This window comes from Micromonospora sp. NPDC049139 (genome assembly GCF_055586845.1).
Genome location: NZ_JBVJHK010000009.1, coordinates 152,099 through 171,394 on the forward strand (window position 1 = coordinate 152,099; position 19,296 = coordinate 171,394).

The window sequence follows — 19,296 nt, forward strand, 5'->3', positions numbered from 1 at the left end:
TGCGGCGGAAGCGGTCGGAGACGGACAGGGAGCACATATGCCGCCGGAGACAGAGACGAGCCGACTCAGCGAGCAGGGGTCACACCGGTCCAGGGCGCGCCGCCGGACCATCGGATTTCTCGCCACCGACAGCACCGCCTGGGTCTGCGGGTTCGTCGCCGCGGTCTGGTTCCGTTACGAGTTCGACCTGACGCCCGACCAGCTCGCGCGCGCCGTCGCCTGCGGCGCCCTCGCCGCCGTCGTGCACGTGGCCGTCGCGGCGGTGCGCCGGATCTACTCCGGACGCCACCCGCTGGGCAGCCTCCAGGAGGTGCAGGGGGTCGCCGGCACCGCGGCCACCACCGCCGCGATCCTGCTGGTCGGGCTGCTCCCGGCCGGCGTGCGGCCGGTGCCGGCGAGCGCCCCGCTGGTCGGGGGCGCCCTGGCGCTGCTGTTCATGCTCGCCGCCCGGTTCACCTACCGGCATCGCCGCGACCTCGCCATGCGGCCGGACGTCCGGTCCTCGAACCCGGTGCTGCTGTTCGGGCTCGGCGACGCCGGGCAGGGGCTGCTGCGGGCCATGCTCAGCGACCCGCGCGGGCGGTACCGGCCCGTGGGCGCCCTCGACGACGACCCCGACAAGCGGGACCTGCGCATCGGCGGAGTACGCGTGCTCGGCGGCCGGCGGGACGTCGCGGAGGCCGTCCGGCGTACCGGTGCGACGACCGTGATCTTCTCCGTCGCGAACGCCGACGCCGCGCTGATCCGGCAGATCCGGGAGGCCACGCTGCGGACCGGGGCGGCGTTCAAGGTGCTGCCCCCCGTCCGGGACCTCGTCGACCACCGGATCACCGTCACCGACGTCCGCGACGTGCAGATCGGCGACCTGCTCGGACGCCGGCAGGTGGTGGCCGACATGGCGATGAGCACCAGCGGGCTCACCGGCCGACGGATCCTGGTCACCGGTGCCGGCGGCTCCATCGGCTCCGAGCTGTGCCGGCAGGTGATGAAGGCGGACCCGGGCGAGCTGATGATGCTCGACCGCGACGAGTCGGCCCTGCACGCCCTCCAGATGTCACTGGCCGGCCGGGCCCTGCTGGACGGCCCCGAGCTGATCCTCGCCGACCTTCGGGACGACGAGGGGATCCGACGGATCATCCGCGAGCGCCGGCCGGAGGTCATCTTCCACGCCGCCGCGCTGAAGCACCTCACGCTGCTCCAGCGGCACCCCGGCGAGGCGGTGAAGACGAACGTCTGGGGCACGCTCTCCGTGCTCGACGCCTGCCGCGACGTCGCCCGGTTCGTCAACATCTCCACCGACAAGGCGGCCGACCCGATCAGCGTCCTCGGCTACTCGAAGCGGATCACCGAACGGCTGACCGCGCACGCCGCCTCCCGCTTCCCCGGCACCTTCCTCAGCGTCCGCTTCGGCAACGTGTTGAGCAGCCGCGGTTCGGTGGTGACGGCGTTCCAACGGCAGATCGAGCTGGGCCGACCGCTCACCGTCACGCACCCCGAGGTGACCCGCTACCTGATGACGGTGCAGGAGGCAGTGCACCTGGTGTTGCAGGCCGCCGAGATCGGCCGGGACGGGGAGGCGCTGGTACTGGACATGGGCGAGCCGGTCCGCATCGCCGACCTGGCGCGGCAGATGGCCGAGCAGGCGGACAGCAGCATGCCGATCGTCTACACGGGGCTGCGGCCCGGCGAGAAGCTGCACGAGGACCTCTTCGGTGCCGGGGAGGTCGACACCCGGCCCCTGCACCCGCTGGTCTCGCACGTGGCGGTGCCCGCGCTGGACCCGATGGAGGTCAGCGGCCTCGACCCGTACGACCACCCCGAGAAGGTCGTCGCCCAGCTCGCCCAGCTCTGTGCCCACCCGACCGGACCTGTCCACGCCGCCCCGGTGCAGGTTCCGTTGTCGCGCTGAAGTCTCCCGTGGACGCCGCCGACCCGCCGGGTCGGCGGCGTCCACCCGTCCAGGTCTACGCGCCAGCGCGGCGGGTCCTGTCGGCACGGGGCACGAGAAGGCCGGCGACCGGAGTTCCGGTCGCCGGCCCTGTCGTACCTCAGCGGCGGATGCCCGCCCAGTCGTGGTGCCGCCGAACGGTGGAGAGGATGAAGTCGACCACCCGACGGGAGGTGTCCGGGACCCGGTAGTCGACCGGGCACGGCACCCCCTGGGCGGCGACCTGGTCCACGGTCACCTCGACCGCCTCGACCACGCCCTGCGGGTCGAGCCCGGTCATGATGATCCCGCCGGCGTCCAACGCCTCGGGACGCTCGATCGACTCGCGCAGCGTCACGGCGGGGAAACCGAGGATCGCGGCCTCCTCGCTGATCGTGCCGCTGTCGGAGAGCGTGCAGTAGGCCCTGGTCTGGAGGTGCACGTAGTCGAAGAGGCCGAACGGCTCGTGGAACGCGATCCCCTCCAGGGCGGTCGCGTCCGGCGCCAACGCCTCCAACCGCTTGCGGGTGCGCGGGTGCGTGGAGACCAGCACCGGATACCCCCACCGGTCACGGACCGCCCGGAGGCAGTCGAGCAGACGCTGGAGGCGGGCCGGCTGGTCGACGTTCTCCTCGCGGTGCGCGCTGACCACGAAGTACCGGCCGGGCGCGAGGTCGAGCTGCCGCAGGACCGCCGACGCGCCGATGTCCGGCCGGTAGTGCTCCAGCACCTCCCGCATGGGCGAGCCGGTGTGCAGGATCCGGCGCGGGTGCAGCCCCTCGGCCAGCAGGTTGCGCCGGGCGTGCTCGGTGTAGACCAGGTTGAAGTCGGCGACGTGGTCGACCAGCCGCCGGTTCGTCTCCTCCGGGACGTTCAGGTCGAAGCAGCGGTTGCCGGCCTCCATGTGGTAGACCGGCACCCGCATCCGCCGGGCCATCAGTGCGGCGATGCAGCTGTTGGTGTCGCCGAGCACGAGCAGCGCGTCCGGCCGCGTCTCGGTGATGGCCGCCTCCATGCCGACCAGCACGCCGCCCAGCACGCGACCGAGCGACGAGGTGTCCACCCGCAGGAACCGGTCCGGCTCGCGCAGCCGCAGCTCCTTGAAGAAGACGTCGGAGAGCGTGCTGTCCCAGTTCTGCCCCGTGTGCACCAGCAGGTGCTCCACCGTGTCGTCGAGCCGGGCGATCACCCGGGACAACCGGATGATCTCGGGTCGGGTGCCGACCACCGTCATGATCCGGGTCATGCCCGTCCTCTCTCTGCTGCCAGCTTGCTCATGATGTCCTCGAACTGGTCCACGCCCACCCGCAGCGACATGCGCTCCTGATAGACGCGCCGGGCCCGCAGACCCAGCTCCGCCCGCGCCGCCGCGGACTCGGCCGCCGCGACGGAGAACCGCGCGGCGAGCGCCTGCCAGTCCCCCGGCGGGGAGACCAGCCCGACGCCGGTCGAGCGGACCAGGGCCGCGGCGTCGCCGCCCACGGAGGCGATCACCGGGGCGCCGCAGGCCAGGGCGGCCTGCAGCTTCGACGGGATGCTGCCGCGCAACGCGGGCAGGTCGCGCAGGCAGACGAGCTGCCAGTCCGCGGCGGCGTACAGCTCGGCCATCTGCTCGGCCGGGCGCCGGCCGACGAAGCGGACGTTGTCGGCACCGAGGTCTGCGGCGAGCCGTCGGGCGGCGTCCTCGTCCGCGCCGGAGCCGACCAGCACCAGGTCGATCCGGTCGCGGGCAGCGGCCGCCGCCCGGATCGCGGTCTCGATGCCCTGCAACAGGCCGATGTTGCCGGCGAACATCACCGTGCAGCGTCCACGGTGGCCGAGCGCCGCGCGGGCCGCGTCGGTGGCCGGCACCGGCCGGAACAGCGCGTCGTCGGTCCAGTTCCACACCACCCGGACCCGGGCCGGGTCCGCGCCACGGGCCACCACCAGATCGGCCATCGCCGGCGAGATCACCACGACGGCGCTGGCCATGCGGTACGTCGCGCGCATCAGCGCGGCGATCCCCCGCTGCAATGTCCGGCCGGCCCGGCCGGTCGGCGCCATGCCCGACCCGAGCACGGACTCCGGCCACAGGTCCTGCACGTGGAGCACGATCGGCGTACGCCGGGCCGCGCGGGCGATCGCCGCCGCGGCGAACGAGGTGGGCGGCGGGTGGTAGACGTAGGTGACGTCGACGCCGGCCAACCAACGGACGCCGCCCAGCGCGCTGCTGGCCCCGAAGGAGAGGTGGCTCAGCGCGCGCCGGGCGGCGGACGTGTCGTGGCTGGGGTAGGCGGGGACCCGCCGGACGGTGACCGGGCCGTCAGCCTCGGTGTGCCGCCAGCGTTGCCGCCAGCCCGGGAAGATGCGGCCGTGCGGGTAGCTCGGAAAGGTGGTGAGCACCCGCACCTCGTGGCCCCGCTCCGCCAGCTGGCGCGCCAGGTTGCCGGGGATGAACACCCCTTCCGGCGGATACCACTGGCTGACCAGGCCGATCCTCACGCGTCGACCACCGGCTGCTCCGGCCGGGGACCCTCCACTGGCTCGGGCCAGGTGTCCGGCCGGCCCGGGTCGAACACCTCGTTCGTCCAGAACATGGTGACCAGCTCGTCCGATCCGGTGTTGACCAGCTTGTGCACCCACATGGTCGGCATGTCCACCAGCACCGGCTCGTCGCCGGAGACGGGAAACCGCACCACCTCGGTGTCGCCGACCCTGCGCAGGCTGATCTCGGCCGTGCCGTGCAGCACGACGAAGCGCTCCATCTTGGCCAGGTGGAAGTGCTCGCCCCGGGTGATGCCGGGACGGGTCGTGGAGCAGAAGGTCTGGCCCCCTCCACCGTGCGCCTTGACCGTCTCGACCAGCTCGCCCCGGGTGTCCGCCCGGCGCGGCAGCACCAGCGGATAGTGCGCGGGGAAGCAGTGCGACCGGTACGTGTTGAACAGCCGGACGTCGTGCCGGTCCAGCAGAGCCGGGATCTCCCCCGTCCGGTAGGTGGCGGCCACGTCGGCGAGCCGGTCGGCGAGGGCCCGCACGCCGATCCGCAGCGCCGGCATGGCCGGATCCCACGATCCCCCGGCGGGAACGCCGACGAGTCGGGCCGCCGCGTCGGTGACGTGTACCAGGCTCAGCTCCCGGTCGGCGTGCACCTCCGGCCGGCCGCCCTCGGCGAGCAGCCGACAGAAGGTCGCGACCGCGGAGTTGTAGAACGGCCGCCCGTGTTCCCCGTACAGGTTCGGCAGCAGGACGTCCTCGACCGGCAGGCCCGTGTCGGCCAGGATGCCGGCGGCGGCAGCCTTCGCGTCGCCGTAGGGCGTGCCGTTGCCGGCCTGCACCGAGTTGGCGAAGACCACCGTGCCGGGCGGCGTCGGGCAGTGCTTGAGACCCTGCGCGAGCTGGGCCGCGAGCTGCACGTTGCCGGCGGACACGTCCGCCGGCTCGCCCCGGTTGACCCCGGCCAGGTGCAGCACCCGGTCGACCCCGCCGACCTTCGCCGCGACCCGCTGCGGGTCGGCCAGTTCTGCCCGGGTGACGACGACCGGCTCCGGCCAGCCGAGGACGCGCAGCAGCACCCGTACGTGCCAGCCCAGGAAGCCGCCGGCTCCGGTGACCGCGAGCCTCAGCACGCCAGCACCGGGTCCCGCAGGGCCAGCTCCGCGCGGACCTCGGGCAGCGTCTTCAACAGCTCGATGATCTGCGGTACGCCCATCCGCGGCGCGTTGGCGGAGTTGAAGTCCTCCGCCAGCCCCGCACCCAGCTCGCCCTCGTCCACGTAGAGCGCGTAGTTGAGGTCGCGGGCGTCCAGCGGCACCCGGAGGAAGTCGCCGAAGTCGTCGGCCTGGGCGAGTTCCTCCCGGCTCGCCAGCGTCTCGTCCTGCTTCTCGCCGTGCCGTACGCCGATCACGTCGAGCTTGGCGGGCACGTCGAACAGCTCGCAGACCGCCTCCGCCAGGTCGCCGATGGTGCAGGCGGCAGCCTTGCGGATGAAGATGTCGCCGGGCCGGGCGTGCTGGAAGGCGTGCTCGACCAGTTCCACCGAGTCGGCCAGCGACATCAGGAACCGCGTCATCCCCGGGTCGGTGACCGTGGGCGCCCGGCCTGCCTTGATCTGCTCGATGAAGAGCGGGATCACCGAGCCGCGCGAGTACATGACGTTGCCGTACCGGACGCACGAGACCGTGGTGGCGCTGTTCGGGTTGTTCCGGGCGTGCGCCTGGGCCACCTTCTCCATCAGGGCCTTGCTCATGCCCATCGCGTTCACCGGGTAGACGGCCTTGTCGGTGCTCAGCACGACCACCGACCCCACCCCGTTGCGCTCCGCCGCCTCGACGACGTTGGCGCTGCCCAGGATGTTGGTCCGCACTGCCTCCAGCGGGAAGAACTCGCACGACGGGACCTGCTTCAGGGCCGCCGCGTGGAAGATGTAGTCGATGCCTCGACTGGCCCGCAGGACCGAGTCGTAGTCGCGCACGTCCCCGACGTGGTAGCGGACCCGGTCGTCGCTGAGCAGCCGGCGCATGTCGTCCTGTTTGGCCTCGTCGCGGCTGAGCACCCGGACCTCGCCGACGCCGCGGTCGAGGAGCCGGCGCACCATCGTCTTGCCGAAGGAACCCGTGCCGCCGGTGATGAGGACCCGGCGGCCGGTGGTCGAATACGTCACTGGTTGCTCCCCGTCTGGCTCGTAGCAGATCTTGTTGCCGGTGCGGCAGGTCAGCCGGCCCGCCGGCCACACCACGGGCAACGAGTCCAGGCAGCCGCAGAAACGCCCAAAACACTCAAAGAAGCACCGTCAAGCCCAAGAAGGTTGCCGCAGCCCTCGCTCCCCGGCCATGCGAGACAGTGACAGTACGAAATTCGTGAAAGTCCCAATCGGCACTACAGAACCTGGTAGGACTCAGACAGCGTCTTTCCCACGCATTTGTGGTCTCTGTTGGCGCCCCATCGGTGCACGTCGCCGCACCCCGACAGCCTCGCCAGACATAGGAGCACCATGCTCGACAGCAGTCCCGAGCCAGCACCGACAAAGGCGGGCTTCCCGCCCTTGGACGAGCCGTACGAGCCGGGTGGACGACTCGACATGAAAGCTCTGATCGCCGTCGAAGCACGGTTCGCCCGGACGCCGGATGGCGCGATCTGGACGCGAGAAGGGCCGGGGTACGGCTTCTTCACCCGCTACCTTTCCGCATTCGCCGAGGTGGTGGTGCTCGCGCGCGTGGCGGAGGTGCCCTCCATGCCGCCGGACTCACATCGAGTGGACGGGCACCGCGTGCTCGTGCGGCCGATACCTCACTACCTCGGGCCCTGGCAGTACGTCCGCCGTCGAGCGGCAGTCGTTCGCGCACTGCGCGACGCCGACGACCCGCATGCGGTCCTCATACTGCGTGCGCCCACGGTACTGGGCTCGCTCCTGGCTGCGGCGCGGGAGCGCTCGGGTCTGCCCTATGCCGTCGAGGTCATGGCGGACCCGTACACGGTCTACGCACCGGGCGTCGTCAGCCATCCCCTCCGGCCGTGGTTGAGGTGGCGTCACACGACGTTGTTGCGGCACCAGTGCCGCACCGCGGTCGGAGTCTCCTACGTAACGGAGCGGTACCTGCAACGACGGTATCCGGCCGGGAAGAACGCCGTGACCGCGGCGTACTCGAGCGTGGAGTTGCCACCGGACGCCTTCGTGACCGAGCCTCCTCAGCTCGTGCAACGCGATGAGTACGTCGTCGTCTCGGTCGGCTCGTTGGAGATGCTCTACAAGGGCATCGACACCCTGATAATGGCTCTTGCTCGACTCGTCGCGGCCGGATTGCCGGTGCGGTGCGTCCATCTGGGAACGGGCCGGCAACAGGCCCGGTTGGAGCAACTGGCCACTCAGCTCGGCGTGCGTCACCGGATCGAGTTCGTCGGATCCGTTCCCGCGGGAGCGCAGGTCCGGCGATACCTCGACCAAGCCGACCTGTTCGCGATGCCGTCGCGCACCGAGGGGCTTCCCAAGGCATTGGTCGAGGCGATGGCTCGGGGTCTACCCGCCGTCGGATCCTCGGTGGGAGGCATCCCCGAGCTGCTCGCGAGTCAGGACATCGTTGCTCCGGACGACCACGTCGCCTTGGCGGATGCGATAGGGCGTCTGCTCAACGAACCAGCACGGCGAGCCCAGGCTTCTGCCCGCAACCTCACTCGCGCCCGCGACTTCTCCGAGGAGGCTCTCAGGCGACGGCGCGACGTCTTCTACCGATCCCTGCGCGACACCACCGCCAACGGTCACGGCTCGTCGGACCAGCGCCGCACCCGCGAGACCTCGCGTCGCGGCGCGTCGACGGTGTCCACCTCGAAGGGGAAGTAGTCTGATGACGATTCCTCCGACGTTCGGTCCCACTGCCCTTGTGACGGAGGACCAACGACGAACCTTCCCTTCCCCCTTTCCGCATCACGCTTCTCAGCGACGCGAAAACGGCGCCGGCACCGGGCGACGACCGAACGGGCTGTTTCCCGCCAGAGAACTCCCGGGACTGGTGTTGATCTGTGCGGTGGCCTTCGTTGCCGCCTGGTCGCCGAAGCTGGCCGCCACCTACGGTGGCGCAGCCGCAGTGATCGCAATCCTGGTCAGTTGCCGTCTGCCGCGCCTCCACCTCGCCGATGTCCTGGCAGGTCTCACCGCCGTGTGGGCCCTTGCCAGCACGATGCTCGGCACGGTCGACCCCTCGATCACCTGGTGGCTCGCCTACCTGTACGCCTCCGCGTGCCTGGTCTTCATCGCAGCCCGACACGTCGTTACCAACAGGACCCACCTCCTTACCGTGGCCTTCGCCCACCTGGCCGGTTGCGCCGCCACATCTGTCACGTTGATCCTCGGCGCCCGCAGCAACGCCGACCACCGCGATGCGCTCCTCGACTACAACATCCGCTACGGCGTGGACGGCATCAACATCAACTACACCTCGTACACGTTCGTGACGGGGGCAGTGCTCGCAGTCGTCCTTCTTCGGGTCGGTCTGCGGTCGCACGTCATACGAGCAACGCTTGTCGGAGCCCTCCTGGCATTCGTGTACGGCGTTCTGCTGACGGGATCCAAAGGCGCCACGCTCGGGCTCATCCTGGGCGCGTCGTTCCTCGCCCTGACAGCGATCAGCTCGCCGCTGGCGTGGGCGGTGGCACGCGTTTGCGTTCCCGTGCTGATCCTCCTGGTTCCGTTCACGGCCGCCAGCAGATTCAGCGCAATCGCGCAACGGCTCGACACCCTCTTCGGCCGCGAGACCGGTGACCTGTCCGGCAGACTCGAGGTGTGGCCGCTCGGCGTATCGGCGTGGATGGAGCAACCCTTCACGGGGCTCGGCCCCGGAGTCTTCCGCATGGTCAACCCGTTTCAGATCGGCCCGCACAATCTGCTTCTCGCCGTAGGCACCGACCTCGGTCTGGTCGGTGTTCTCCTCTACGGCTCAGCCGTCGCCACAGCCCTCGCCGCAGCCGCCCGACAAGCCGGACACGTCGGCAGGATAGCGGCCGGCCTCTTCGCGATGAGCCTGCTGCCGATCTGGATGAGCGGCCACTGGGAGTACGCGCAGGGCTCGTGGCTGGTGCTCGCGCTGCTCTCCTCCGTGGCGATCGCGACAAATAGAACCGGGCGGAAACCCGGGCGGCATCGGTCTCCGACGGCTCGGGGACAGTTCGCGGCAGGCACCGCCCGCCAAGCGTGAATCGTTCTCCGACGCGCCACTGACGGAGACCTGGCCGGCTCGGAGCCGGGCGGACGACCCGCGACATCGGCTGCCCGCGCGGTTTGGTGACCACTTCCGCCGTCAGGGGCGGGCCGACTCCAGGAGAGTGGCGAGCCGAGGAGCGTAGGCTCGGTAGTCGAACGAATCCAGCGCCTGCACCCGGGCGGCTTCTCGCATGGCCTCCCGCTGCGTCCGGGTCAGCTCCAGCGCGGCGTGTAGCGCAGTGGCCAGTTCCGCTTCCGACCAGCCGTCGCACACCAGGCCCTCGACGCCGTGACGCAGATAGGTGCCAAGATCACTGGTCAGGTTGGCGATCACCGGTGTGCCGTTGGCGAGGCTCTCACAGAACTTGGTGGGGAACCCAGCCTGCGCGAACCGCTCGGGTCGACGCAGAATCACGCTGAAGTCGGCGTCCCGTAGGGCCAGCGGTACCTCCTGCTGGGCCAGCCGACCCCGTACGTCGACTCCCTGCGGGAGGCGGCCGAGGCCCGCCAGGTCCCGGACCTGCGTCACGGTAGGGCCGTAGACCCGCAGTTCGATCGCCGCGCCCCTTCGCTCGAGCCGGTCGACCGCGCGGACCATCGTGCCCAGCAGGTCCTTTCGGCCTGGCGTACCGGAGTAGACCAGGGACAGGTCGACCCGCTTCCGAGGGACCGCCGGGCCGACCCGCAGGGTGCGCACGTCGAGCGTCGGCGGCACCCGGACGACGTTCGTGCCGAGCTGCCGGTAGTAGTCCTCGAGATAGGAGCTGATCGCGATGATCCCGGCGCAGCGCGGGTAGAAGTACCGCATGGCCGTTTCTGAACTGAGGTGCAGCGGGCCGAGGAAGCCGCCCCGCAGGTGCCGGGGGTCGTACCACTCGACCACGTCGGCCAGCAGCGGGACCGCGTGCCGCCGGCACCAGCGGCGCAGGTGAAGCATGTACTGCGCCGCGCCGCCATAGACGACCACGTGCGAGGGAGGCGTCGGCTGGGTGTCCAGCCAGTCCACGGTACGCCGGCCGAGCCGCACGGCGAAGTGCACGGTCCGGGCCAGGAGCGAGCCGCCAGGCGAGGTCGTCTCCCCGAGCCCGAGGTACGAGACGGAGCCAGGCCCGTCAACGCCCTCCAGCGTGGTGACCACTCGAGGGCTCTCCTCACCGCTCGCGACCACCACGTGGTATCCCGCGCTGGCGAGGGAGCCGGCGATGCCGAAGACACGCCGGGATCCGGGCTGTCCCCAGGGAAACTGGAACGGGCCGACGTACGCCACCCAGTCCCGCCGGCGAACCGTGGACTCACCCATCGTGGCCCTCCCGGTCGGTCGGATCCTTGCCGGCGCCCGCGCCCGTACCGCTGGCCTCGCCCAGGAACTCGGCGAACCGTCTGCTCAGCGTCTCCCGGCGGTGGTGCCGGCGGGCGTGATCCAGGCCGTTACGTCCCCAGGTGTGGCGCAGGCCGGCGTCCCTGAGTTGGCGCAGGGCCCGCGACAACGGCTCCGGGTCGTCCTTCCCCACCACGACACCGGCCTGCGCGTCGGCGATGTGCCGCATGGAGGCGACCTCGGCGGGCCCGAAGCCGAGGATCGGCCGCCCCGCAGCCAGGTACTGCGGGATCTTCGTGGACAGCGAAAGCCGCGTGTACCGCCGGTGGGCGGGCGCGAAAGACTCGACGTGCACGAGCACGTCCGCCGTGTGCAGGACCTTGGGCACCTCGTCGCTGTGCAGCCATCGGTCGAGGCGCACCGACCGACGTCCGCCGAACGCCTCCCTGAACTGCGACAGGTCGTGCTCCGGCGCGTACACGGTAAGCCGGAGCACGGGCGGCTCCTCTTGGGCCGACCGGTCCAGCACCTCGGCGATCCGCGCCAGCGTCTGCCAGCGGCCCAGATGCAGTCCGCCGACGTAGACCAACTCCACCGGCCAGGACGACGGCCGCCCGGTGTCGTCCGGCGGGCCGTCCGCGAAAGCGGTGTCGTCGACGCAGTTGGCGAAGGCGCCAAAGGGAATGCCGTACTGGCGTTGGTATTCATCTGCCATCGGCTGGCTGATGCACATGCCGCGGGGCGCCATCCGCATCGCGGCGCGCAGCGTGCGCAGCAGCGACGCCCGGGCCAGCCCGAACAACTCACCGGAGCCGTAGTTGGTGCTCGGCCAGTCGTCCATGAAGTGTGGTACGAGGGGAACCCCGAGATCACGGGCGATCCGCACGGCCAGCCTGTTCACACGGACGCTGCCCAACAGCGAGTAGACCAGGTCGGGCCGATGCCGGCGCAGCCACGGTGCCAGGTCGTCGGGGAACCGGCTCGGGGTCAGGTCCGCCGCGGCCCGCAGCTGAGTCATGAGCCGAGAGGTGCTGCCTCGACGCGCGGCTGCCGTCCCGCCTGACGCCGCGACGGCGCCGGTCGGCCCGCCGACCGCGCCGAGCACCCTGCGCAACGCGTGGTCGACGGGGAAGTTCCGCAGCCCGAAGTGGTAGAACGACGCGCATACGTCCGCGGAGCGGACTCCCTCGACGGTGTGCACCTGAGCGAGCCGGTCGACGGGCCATCCCTGGAAGAGGTTCGACAGGGTGATCCCCTCGTTCGTCGATCGACTGAACGGTTTTGCTCCCACCACCAGCACTCGTGGGTAGTCGTCATCGAGCCGCACGCGCCACCTCCAGGTCTGCCATCGGCGAGCTGGACATTCTCAGTGCCTTTCGGTAGCCGTAGATGGCGGCGGGCAGCACCGTGACCAGATAGGTGGCCACGGCAACGTACGGCAGCGCCGTGATCCCCCACCGGGTCGCGGCCCACCACTTCCCGACCAGGGAGACGACCAGATACGCCACCCAGCCGAGCAGTTGCGGTCGGACCAGGCCCATCGCGTTCTGCACCATGAATCGGGGCGAAATGCCGGCAAGCAGCACCCACCACAGCGCCAGACCACCGAGGAGCCACCGGTCCCCGCCCAGAGGAACGGAGAGCCAGGCGGAGAAGAACGGGCCGCCGACGATCACCAGACCGACCGAGGGCACCAGCGTGACGGCCGTGGAGATCAACGTCATCCGACGTACGGTCCGGTAGACCCAGGCCAGGTCGCGCCGGGCGAGGGCTTCGCCGTTGGCCGGCCACAGCGGCACGTTCACCAGCCCGACCAGCATTCCGGCCTGCGCCAGAACCTTGGCGGGCACGGCGTACGCCGTGACCTGCTCCAGCCCCAGTGTCCGCGCGATGATCAGGGTGTCCGCGTTGTTGGCCGCCGACATCACGACAGTCAGCACGAAGAACATCCCACTGAGTCCGAGCAGGCCCCGGGCGAGACGCCGGTCCACGAGGCTGAACCGGGGGCGGATCTCCGGCATCCGGTATCCGTACACCCACACGGAGTTGGCGAGGTTCGTCAGGAGCGGACCGATGACTGCCGCCCCGACCACCACGACGGGCGGCTGCCCGGACCACACCGCGAGCAACACAAGCGGCAGGGCCAGCACGCTGCCCGCCGCCTGCCACATGTTGCTCGCCGACACCTGCTGAAAGGCGTACTGGACGCGGGTTATCAGCGACAAGGGGATGTTCAGCAGGATGGCGGTCAGGCCCACCAGGACCATGCCGCGAACCTCTCCAGGACTCATGTTCCCCGGCAGCCCGAGCAGGGACGACCACGGCAGGGCCGGAGCCGTCAGCCAGAGCAACGCACACAGCGCAGCCGCCACCGCCAGGATGAGGAGGTACGCGCTGGAGAGGTAGCGGCGCGCACCTTCGCTGTCGCCGGTGCCGTGGCACAGGGTCAGCTTCGTCATCAGGCCGTTGCCGAGGCCCAAGTCCGCGAAGGCGGCCATGCCAGCCAGCGCCAGCACGGCGGACCACAGGCCGTAACGCTCCGATCCCAGGTAGGAGAGGGTGACGGGGATCAGCAGCAACGGGACGACGACCCCGATGGCCCGGCCGAGAACGGCGGTGGCGATTCCGGAGGCGAGACGGCGACTCCGGGCCGCGCCGTCCCGGTCCGCAGAGGACGGGTTCGGTGGCTCGCCGGTCGGGACGTCGCGGTCGAGGGTCCTGGGGGGTGTGGGGAGCATGGCCAAGTTCAGTGACGGACCAGAACGCGGTCGGACATCCAGTCGACCGTCGCCTGGAGTCCTTCCCGCATGGTGTACCGACGGGGGGAAGGGAAGAGCTCACGCAGGCGGGTCGAGTCGGCCTGGGAGTCACGCACGTCTCCCGAACGCGGTGGCTCGTGCACCCGGTCGAGCGGGCGCCCCAGCACGGACTCCAGTTCCGCAACCAGGTCGAGTAGTGAGACCCGCTCCCCGAAGGCCAGGTTCACCACGTCGGGCGCCGAGACCCGCCGGACAATCGCATCCGCGATAACCGAGGTGACGCTGCCGACATAGGTGAAGTCGCGGGTCTGCCGGCCATCGCCGTGAATCCGCACCGGTTCGCCGACCAGCGCCGCCGACACGAATCTCGGCACCACTGCGGCATACGCATGGTACGCGGCCTGCCGGGGGCCGAAGACATTGAAGAAGCGGAACGCCAGTACCGCTTGGTCGTAGCAGGAGGCGTGGGCGAGGGCGTAGGCCTCTGTCGCCAGCTTCGACACGGCGTACGGGCTCACCGGCATCGGCCGGAGCGCTTCCTGCCGGGGCAGAACGGGGTTGGCGCCGTAGACGGACGACGACGAGGCGACGATGACGTGCGGAACATCGTGCCGCCGCACCGCCTCCAACACCATCAGGGTGCCGGTCGCGTTGGCATGGTGACTGGCCAGCGGATTGTCGATCGACCGCGGCACTGACCCCAACGCGCCCAGGTGCACGACGCAGTCCGCGCCGGCCAGCGCTGCGTCCAGCACCTTCGCGTCCAGAACGGTGCCACGCAGCAACCGGACCGGCAGGTCGGTGAGGTTGTCCAGCGACCCGGTCGAGAGGTCGTCGACGGCCACCAACTCGTCCATCAGCGGGTTGTCGACCAGCGTATGGAGCAGATTGGCGCCGATGAAGCCAGCGCCCCCCGTCACGACTACCTTCAACGATGTTCTCCTCGCCTACCCGCGTCGTGTCGACCCGGAGCGCCGGGTCCGTCTCCTGGAGACAACGAACAGGGTCTGCGCAGGTCACGGCGGGGACGCTGGGCAACCGGGCAGCTCCTGAAAGGCGCGGTCACCTCCCGGTACACCCACCGACCGGCGCACCGGTGTGATGAGCTGTACGCATGGACCGCACCCTGCTCGGGCTGGTGCTCCACCCCACGCGGGACGCCTCCGATATCGTCGAGATCATCGCCGACTGGGCGGCTCGGCACCGCACCGACGTCGCCGTGCGTCTCGAGGACCAGCACCGGGTGCCGCCGACGGTGCAGGCGGTTCCCGCCGCCGAACTGGCTGCGCGCGTGAGCGCGCTGATCAGCGTCGGCGGGGACGGCACCATGCTCGGCGCGCTCCGGTCGCTGGTTCGCGATCCGAAACCGGTGCTCGGGGTGCACCTGGGCCGGCTCGGGTTCTTGGTCGAGGTCGAGCCGCACGAGCTGCCGGAGGCGCTCGACCGGCTGGCCAACCGCGACTTCACGGTGGAGGCACACAGCTGCCTGGTCTGCGATGTCTGCGGGGACGACGCCGTGGCGTTCAACGACGTCGCGCTCGTCCGCCAACCCGGCTCCGGCTTCGTCACGGCCTCCCTCGCCGTGGACGGCCAGCAGTACGGCTACTACCGCTGCGACGCGCTCGTGGTCAGCACTCCGACCGGATCGACCGCATACAGCTACGCCGCTGGCGGCCCGCTGGTGTCCCCGGCCACCCAGGCCGTGGTGGTCACCCCGTCGGCGCCGATGGCCGGCATCTCCCGTTCGCTGGTGCTGTCCCCGGAGGAACGGATCCGGCTGGAGCTGACGCCCGACTCCGCTCCCGTGGCGGTGGAGATGGACGGCCTGGTGATCCGGGAGGCGGCCACTGAGGGTGCGATCGACGTCAGCTACCGCCGGGAGGCGGGGCTGGTGGTCCGCCTGGACCCGCGCCGGTACCAGGAGCGCAATCAGCTCAAGCTCAGTCTGCTGGACCTGCCGCTGCTGCCCGACCAGCTGCGCGAGCTGCTCCCCGAAGGGATGCGCGAGCAGCTCAACCGCCGGGAGCTTCCCCCGCCTCGCTGACCGCGCCGTCAGATCCGTCAGCCGGTCACGATGCCGTAGATCTTCTTGATCGCCTCGGCCTTCGCCTGCGCCGGCAGATGACCGACCCGCAGGGACTTCGCCTTGAGCCGATCGAGGTACTCGTCGGTGGTACGGATCGGCCGGGCTGGGACGCCCACCGCCACGGTGTTGTCGGGTATGTCGGTGGTGACGACGGAGCCCGCGCCAATCACACACCGGTCGCCGATACCGACCCCCGGGAGGATGAGCGACCGCATCCCGATGTAGACGTCGTCGCCAACGGTGATCGGGGCGGTCCACTCCAGGTCGGGATGTTCCTTACGAAGGATGAGCGTCCCGCCGTCATGGGTGACGAACTGCACGCCGGCCGTGATGTGGACGTTGTCGCCGAGCGTTATCAGCCAGGGTTCGGAGCCGAACATGCCCAGGCTCATGCCGTAGAACGTCACCCGGCCCTTGAGGTTGACGCCGATCATCCGGGCATAGGCCTGCGGATCTCGGGCGGCGACCCACCGGCGCCGGATCATCCGGGCAGCGGTGCGAAGAGGTATGGACACTGCTCTCCCTCGGCTCGGAGCCCGGTGTGAACACCAGAGCTAACGACCCGCGCGGAGTTGGGTGATGTGAGCCGCCCGGTCAGGCCTTCGCGAGGACCTCGGAGACCAGGTCCTTCGCCTCCTGCTGGATGCGTTCCAGGTGCTTCGGCCCCTGGAACGACTCGGCGTAGATCTTGTAGACGTCCTCGGTGCCCGACGGCCGGGCGGCGAACCAGCCGGAGTCGGTGGTGACCTTGAGCCCGCCGATCGGCGCGCCGTTGCCCGGTGCGGCGGTGAGGGTCGCGGTGATCGGCTCGCCGGCCAGCTCGGTGGCGGTCACCTGCTCCGGCGAGAGCTTGCCGAGCACGGCCTTCTGCTCCCGGGTCGCCGGCGCGTCGATCCGGGCGTACGCGGGCGCGCCGAAGCGCTCGGCCAGCTCCGCCCAGTGCTGGCTCGGCGTGCGGCCGGTGGTGGCGATGATCTCGGCGGCGAGGAGGCAGAGCAGGATGCCGTCCTTGTCGGTGGTCCAGGTGCCCCCGTCGCGGCGCAGGAATGACGCGCCGGCGCTCTCCTCGCCGCCGAAGCCGACCGCGCCGTCGAGCAGCCCGGGGACGAACCACTTGAAGCCGACCGGCACCTCCAGCAGCGGGCGGCCCAGGTCGGCGGCGACCCGGTCGATCATCGAGGAGGAGACCAGGGTCTTGCCGACCGCGGCGGCCGGGCCCCAGTTCGTCCGGGTGCGGAACAGGTGGGCGATCGCCACCGCGAGGTAGTGGTTGGGGTTCATCAGGCCGCCGTCGGGGGTGACGATGCCGTGCCGGTCGGCGTCGGCGTCGTTGCCGGTGGAGACCTGGTAGTCGGCGCGGGCCGCGATCAGCGAGGCCATCGCGTTCGGCGACGAGCAGTCCATCCGGATCTTGCCGTCGCCGTCGAGGGTCATGAACCGCCAGGTGGGGTCGACGGTCGGGTTGACCACGGTCAGATCCAGCCGGTGCCGCTCGGCGATCTCGCCCCAGTAGGCGACGCTCGCCCCGCCGAGCGGGTCCGCGCCGATGCGCACCCCGGCGTCGCGGATCGCGTCGACGTCGATCGCCGCCGGCAGGTCGTCGACGTAGCCGGCGAGGAAGTCGTACGACCCGGTGGTGTCGGCGGCGCGGGCCCGCGCGTAGGGGATCCGGCGGACCTCCTTCAGCCCGTCGGCCAGGATGGCGTTGGCCCGGTCCTGGATCCACTTCGTGACGTCGGTGTCCGCCGGCCCGCCGTGGGTGGGGTTGTACTTGAAGCCGCCGTCGTCGGGCGGGTTGTGCGACGGGGTGATCACGATGCCGTCGGCCAGCCCGCTGGTGCGCCCCCGGTTGTGGGTGAGGATGGCGTGCGACACCGCCGGGGTGGGCGTGTAGCCGTCCCGGCTGTCCAGCAGCACGGTGACCTCGTTGGCGGCGAGCACCTCCAGCGCGTCCACCGCGGCCGGGGCGGAGAGGGCGTGGGTGTCGCGGCCGACGAACAGCGGGCCGTCCAGGCCCCGCTCCCGCCGGTAGTCGCAGAGCGCCTGGGTGACCGCGAGGATGTGGTCGGAGTTGAACGCGTTGCGCAGGCTCGACCCGCGGTGCCCGGACGTGCCGAAGGAGACCTGCTGCGCCGGGTCCTGCGAGTCGGGGTGCTCGGCGTAGTAGGCGGTCACCAGCCGCGGCACGTCGACCAGGTCGGCGGGCTGGGCGGGCTTGCCGGCCCGGGGATGACTGCTCACGGTTCCACCTTCTGTCCCTTGCCGATCACCACGATGCCGTTGTCGGAGACGGTATAGCGCTGCCGGTCCTTCTCCAGGTCGACGCCGATCTCGGCCCCCTCGGGCACGACCACGTTCTTGTCGAGGATGGCCCGGCGGACCACCGCGTGCCGGCCGATGTCCACCCCCTCCATCAGCACCGCGCCGTCCACGTGGGCCCAGGAGTGCACCTTCACCTTCGGCGACACGACCGAGTTCTCCACGAGCGAGCCGGAGATCACCGCGCCGGGCGAGACCATCGAGCCGACCGCCCGGCCGACCCGCTCGCCCCACTGGTGCACGAACTTCGCCGGCGGGTACGGCGGCTGCTCGGTGTAGATCGGCCACTCGAAGTTGTAGAGGTTGAACACCGGGTGCACGTTGATCAGATCCATGTGGGCGTCGTAGAAGGAGTCGAGCGTCCCCACGTCGCGCCAGTAGCCGCGGTCCCGGTCGGTGCTGCCCGGCACCTCGTTGTCGCGGAAGTCGTAGACGTTGGCCTCGCCCCGCTCGACCAGCATCGGGATGATGCTGCCGCCCATGTCGTGCTTGCTGGTCTTGTCCTCCGCGTCGCGCTCGACCGCCTCGCACAGCGCCTTCGTGCTGAACACGTAGTTGCCCATCGAGGCGTAGATCTGGTCGGGGGCGTCGGGCAGGCCGACCGCGTCGGTGGGCTTCTCGCGGAACGCCCGGATCCGCCGGCCGTCCTCGCCGACCTCGATCACGCCGAACTGGTCGGCCGTCGACAGCGGCTGCCGGATGCCGGCCACGGTGACCCCGGCGCCGGAGGCGATGTGGTCCTCCACCATCTGCCGCGGGTCCATCCGGTAGATGTGGTCGGCGCCGAAGACGATCACGTGGTCCGGCTGCTCGTCGTTGATCAGGTTGAAGCTCTGGTAGATCGCGTCGGCGGAGCCGGCGAACCACCACGGGCCGCGCCGCTGCTGCGCCGGCACGGGGGTGACGTAGTTGCCGAGCAGCGTCGACATCCGCCACGTCTTGGTGATGTGCCGGTCCAGCGAGTGCGACTTGTACTGGGTCAGCACGACGATCTTCAGATAGCCGGCGTTCGCCAGGTTGGAGAGGACGAAGTCGACCATGCGGTACATCCCGCCGAACGGGACGGCCGGCTTGGCCCGGTCCGTGGTGAGCGGCATCAGGCGCTTGCCCTCTCCGCCGGCCAGGACGATCGCGAGCACCTTGGCAGCCATGTTCCGACGCTAACCATCCGCCGGGGACTTCACCACTCGTACGGGCACACTTCTGCACTAGGGTGCC

General features: G+C 70.5%; 15 protein-coding genes. 4 read left to right on the forward strand and 11 right to left on the reverse strand.

Going from position 1 to position 19,296, the window contains the following annotated elements; translation table 11 throughout:
* Window positions 1-37: 37 nt before the first annotated feature.
* Entirely contained in the window at window positions 38-1,909 is a 1,872-nt protein-coding gene (locus ACZ6Q9_RS17755) for a polysaccharide biosynthesis protein (protein ID WP_396830187.1), read from the forward strand.
* Between the two features lie 139 nt (window positions 1,910-2,048).
* On the opposite strand, the gene wecB is transcribed toward ACZ6Q9_RS17755, so the two are convergent.
* Genes wecB through ACZ6Q9_RS17775 form a run of 4 tightly spaced genes read right to left on the reverse strand, consistent with a single transcriptional unit; the run spans window position 2,049 to window position 6,566 of the window.
* Window positions 2,049-3,173, reverse strand: a complete 1,125-nt coding sequence (wecB, locus tag ACZ6Q9_RS17760) for a non-hydrolyzing UDP-N-acetylglucosamine 2-epimerase (RefSeq protein WP_393452495.1) — start codon at window positions 3,171-3,173, stop codon at window positions 2,049-2,051.
* Complete coding sequence (locus ACZ6Q9_RS17765) at window positions 3,170-4,408, reverse strand: glycosyltransferase family 4 protein (RefSeq protein WP_396830188.1); 1,239 nt, start codon at window positions 4,406-4,408, stop codon at window positions 3,170-3,172. The genes wecB and ACZ6Q9_RS17765 overlap by 4 nt, the downstream gene beginning before the upstream one ends.
* Complete coding sequence (locus ACZ6Q9_RS17770) at window positions 4,405-5,532, reverse strand: polysaccharide biosynthesis C-terminal domain-containing protein (protein ID WP_396830189.1); 1,128 nt, start codon at window positions 5,530-5,532, stop codon at window positions 4,405-4,407. The genes ACZ6Q9_RS17765 and ACZ6Q9_RS17770 overlap by 4 nt, the downstream gene beginning before the upstream one ends.
* Window positions 5,526-6,566 (reverse strand): polysaccharide biosynthesis protein, encoded by a 1,041-nt coding sequence (locus ACZ6Q9_RS17775; RefSeq protein WP_396830190.1) that lies wholly within the window; start codon window positions 6,564-6,566, stop codon window positions 5,526-5,528. The genes ACZ6Q9_RS17770 and ACZ6Q9_RS17775 overlap by 7 nt, the downstream gene beginning before the upstream one ends.
* Before the next feature lie 330 nt (window positions 6,567-6,896).
* Here ACZ6Q9_RS17775 and ACZ6Q9_RS17780 point away from each other — a divergent pair, with 330 nt between their 5' ends.
* Complete coding sequence (locus tag ACZ6Q9_RS17780) at window positions 6,897-8,240, forward strand: glycosyltransferase family 4 protein (RefSeq protein ID WP_393452484.1); 1,344 nt, start codon at window positions 6,897-6,899, stop codon at window positions 8,238-8,240.
* A gap of 4 nt (window positions 8,241-8,244) precedes the next feature.
* Window positions 8,245-9,591 carry an O-antigen ligase family protein gene (locus ACZ6Q9_RS17785; RefSeq protein WP_393452482.1) on the forward strand — a complete coding sequence of 449 codons (1,347 nt, stop codon included), beginning with the start codon at window positions 8,245-8,247 and terminating at the stop codon, window positions 9,589-9,591.
* Window positions 9,592-9,693: 102 nt separating this feature from the next.
* On the opposite strand, the gene ACZ6Q9_RS17790 is transcribed toward ACZ6Q9_RS17785, so the two are convergent.
* Genes ACZ6Q9_RS17790 through ACZ6Q9_RS17805 form a run of 4 tightly spaced genes read right to left on the reverse strand, consistent with a single transcriptional unit; the run spans window position 9,694 to window position 14,605 of the window.
* Window positions 9,694-10,896, reverse strand: a complete 1,203-nt coding sequence (locus ACZ6Q9_RS17790) for a glycosyltransferase (protein ID WP_393452479.1) — start codon at window positions 10,894-10,896, stop codon at window positions 9,694-9,696.
* Window positions 10,889-12,241, reverse strand: a complete 1,353-nt coding sequence (locus tag ACZ6Q9_RS17795) for a glycosyltransferase (RefSeq protein WP_393267510.1) — start codon at window positions 12,239-12,241, stop codon at window positions 10,889-10,891. Before ACZ6Q9_RS17795 ends, ACZ6Q9_RS17790 begins: the two co-directional genes overlap by 8 nt.
* Window positions 12,228-13,652 carry a lipopolysaccharide biosynthesis protein gene (locus ACZ6Q9_RS17800; RefSeq protein ID WP_393267513.1) on the reverse strand — a complete coding sequence of 475 codons (1,425 nt, stop codon included), beginning with the start codon at window positions 13,650-13,652 and terminating at the stop codon, window positions 12,228-12,230. Before ACZ6Q9_RS17800 ends, ACZ6Q9_RS17795 begins: the two co-directional genes overlap by 14 nt.
* 8 nt (window positions 13,653-13,660) lie before the next feature.
* Entirely contained in the window at window positions 13,661-14,605 is a 945-nt protein-coding gene (locus ACZ6Q9_RS17805; RefSeq protein ID WP_393267516.1) for an NAD-dependent epimerase/dehydratase family protein, read from the reverse strand.
* A 182-nt stretch (window positions 14,606-14,787) separates the two neighbouring features.
* On the opposite strand from ACZ6Q9_RS17805, the gene ACZ6Q9_RS17810 reads away from it, so the two are divergent.
* A complete protein-coding gene (locus tag ACZ6Q9_RS17810) occupies window positions 14,788-15,717 on the forward strand; it encodes an NAD(+)/NADH kinase (protein ID WP_393452476.1) in 930 nt (309 codons plus the stop codon).
* A 17-nt stretch (window positions 15,718-15,734) separates the two neighbouring features.
* Here the strand turns inward: ACZ6Q9_RS17810 and ACZ6Q9_RS17815 are convergent, their stop codons facing one another.
* The 3 genes from ACZ6Q9_RS17815 to glgC form a co-directional block, all read right to left on the reverse strand.
* Complete coding sequence (locus ACZ6Q9_RS17815) at window positions 15,735-16,274, reverse strand: DapH/DapD/GlmU-related protein (protein ID WP_357694754.1); 540 nt, start codon at window positions 16,272-16,274, stop codon at window positions 15,735-15,737.
* A 79-nt stretch (window positions 16,275-16,353) separates the two neighbouring features.
* The gene (pgm, locus tag ACZ6Q9_RS17820) at window positions 16,354-18,000 is read right to left on the reverse strand and encodes a phosphoglucomutase (alpha-D-glucose-1,6-bisphosphate-dependent) (RefSeq protein ID WP_393452470.1); all 1,647 of its coding nucleotides are present in this window, start codon (window positions 17,998-18,000) and stop codon (window positions 16,354-16,356) included.
* Window positions 17,997-19,229, reverse strand: a complete 1,233-nt coding sequence (gene glgC, locus ACZ6Q9_RS17825) for a glucose-1-phosphate adenylyltransferase (RefSeq protein WP_350706479.1) — start codon at window positions 19,227-19,229, stop codon at window positions 17,997-17,999. The genes pgm and glgC overlap by 4 nt, the downstream gene beginning before the upstream one ends.
* Window positions 19,230-19,296 lie beyond the last annotated feature (67 nt).

What these genes read in the sequence shown, in the direction of transcription:
- ACZ6Q9_RS17800 (WP_393267513.1), bottom strand. Translation starts at nt 13,652, where the DNA reads ATGCTCCCCACACCCCCCAGGACCCTCGACCGCGACGTCCCGACCGGC.
- ACZ6Q9_RS17755 (WP_396830187.1), top strand. Translation starts at nt 38, where the DNA reads ATGCCGCCGGAGACAGAGACGAGCCGACTCAGCGAGCAGGGGTCACAC.
- ACZ6Q9_RS17810 (WP_393452476.1), top strand. Translation starts at nt 14,788, where the DNA reads ATGGACCGCACCCTGCTCGGGCTGGTGCTCCACCCCACGCGGGACGCC.
- ACZ6Q9_RS17780 (WP_393452484.1), top strand. Translation starts at nt 6,897, where the DNA reads ATGCTCGACAGCAGTCCCGAGCCAGCACCGACAAAGGCGGGCTTCCCG.
- wecB (WP_393452495.1), bottom strand. Translation starts at nt 3,173, where the DNA reads ATGACCCGGATCATGACGGTGGTCGGCACCCGACCCGAGATCATCCGG.
- ACZ6Q9_RS17790 (WP_393452479.1), bottom strand. Translation starts at nt 10,896, where the DNA reads ATGGGTGAGTCCACGGTTCGCCGGCGGGACTGGGTGGCGTACGTCGGC.
- ACZ6Q9_RS17785 (WP_393452482.1), top strand. Translation starts at nt 8,245, where the DNA reads ATGACGATTCCTCCGACGTTCGGTCCCACTGCCCTTGTGACGGAGGAC.
- glgC (WP_350706479.1), bottom strand. Translation starts at nt 19,229, where the DNA reads ATGGCTGCCAAGGTGCTCGCGATCGTCCTGGCCGGCGGAGAGGGCAAG.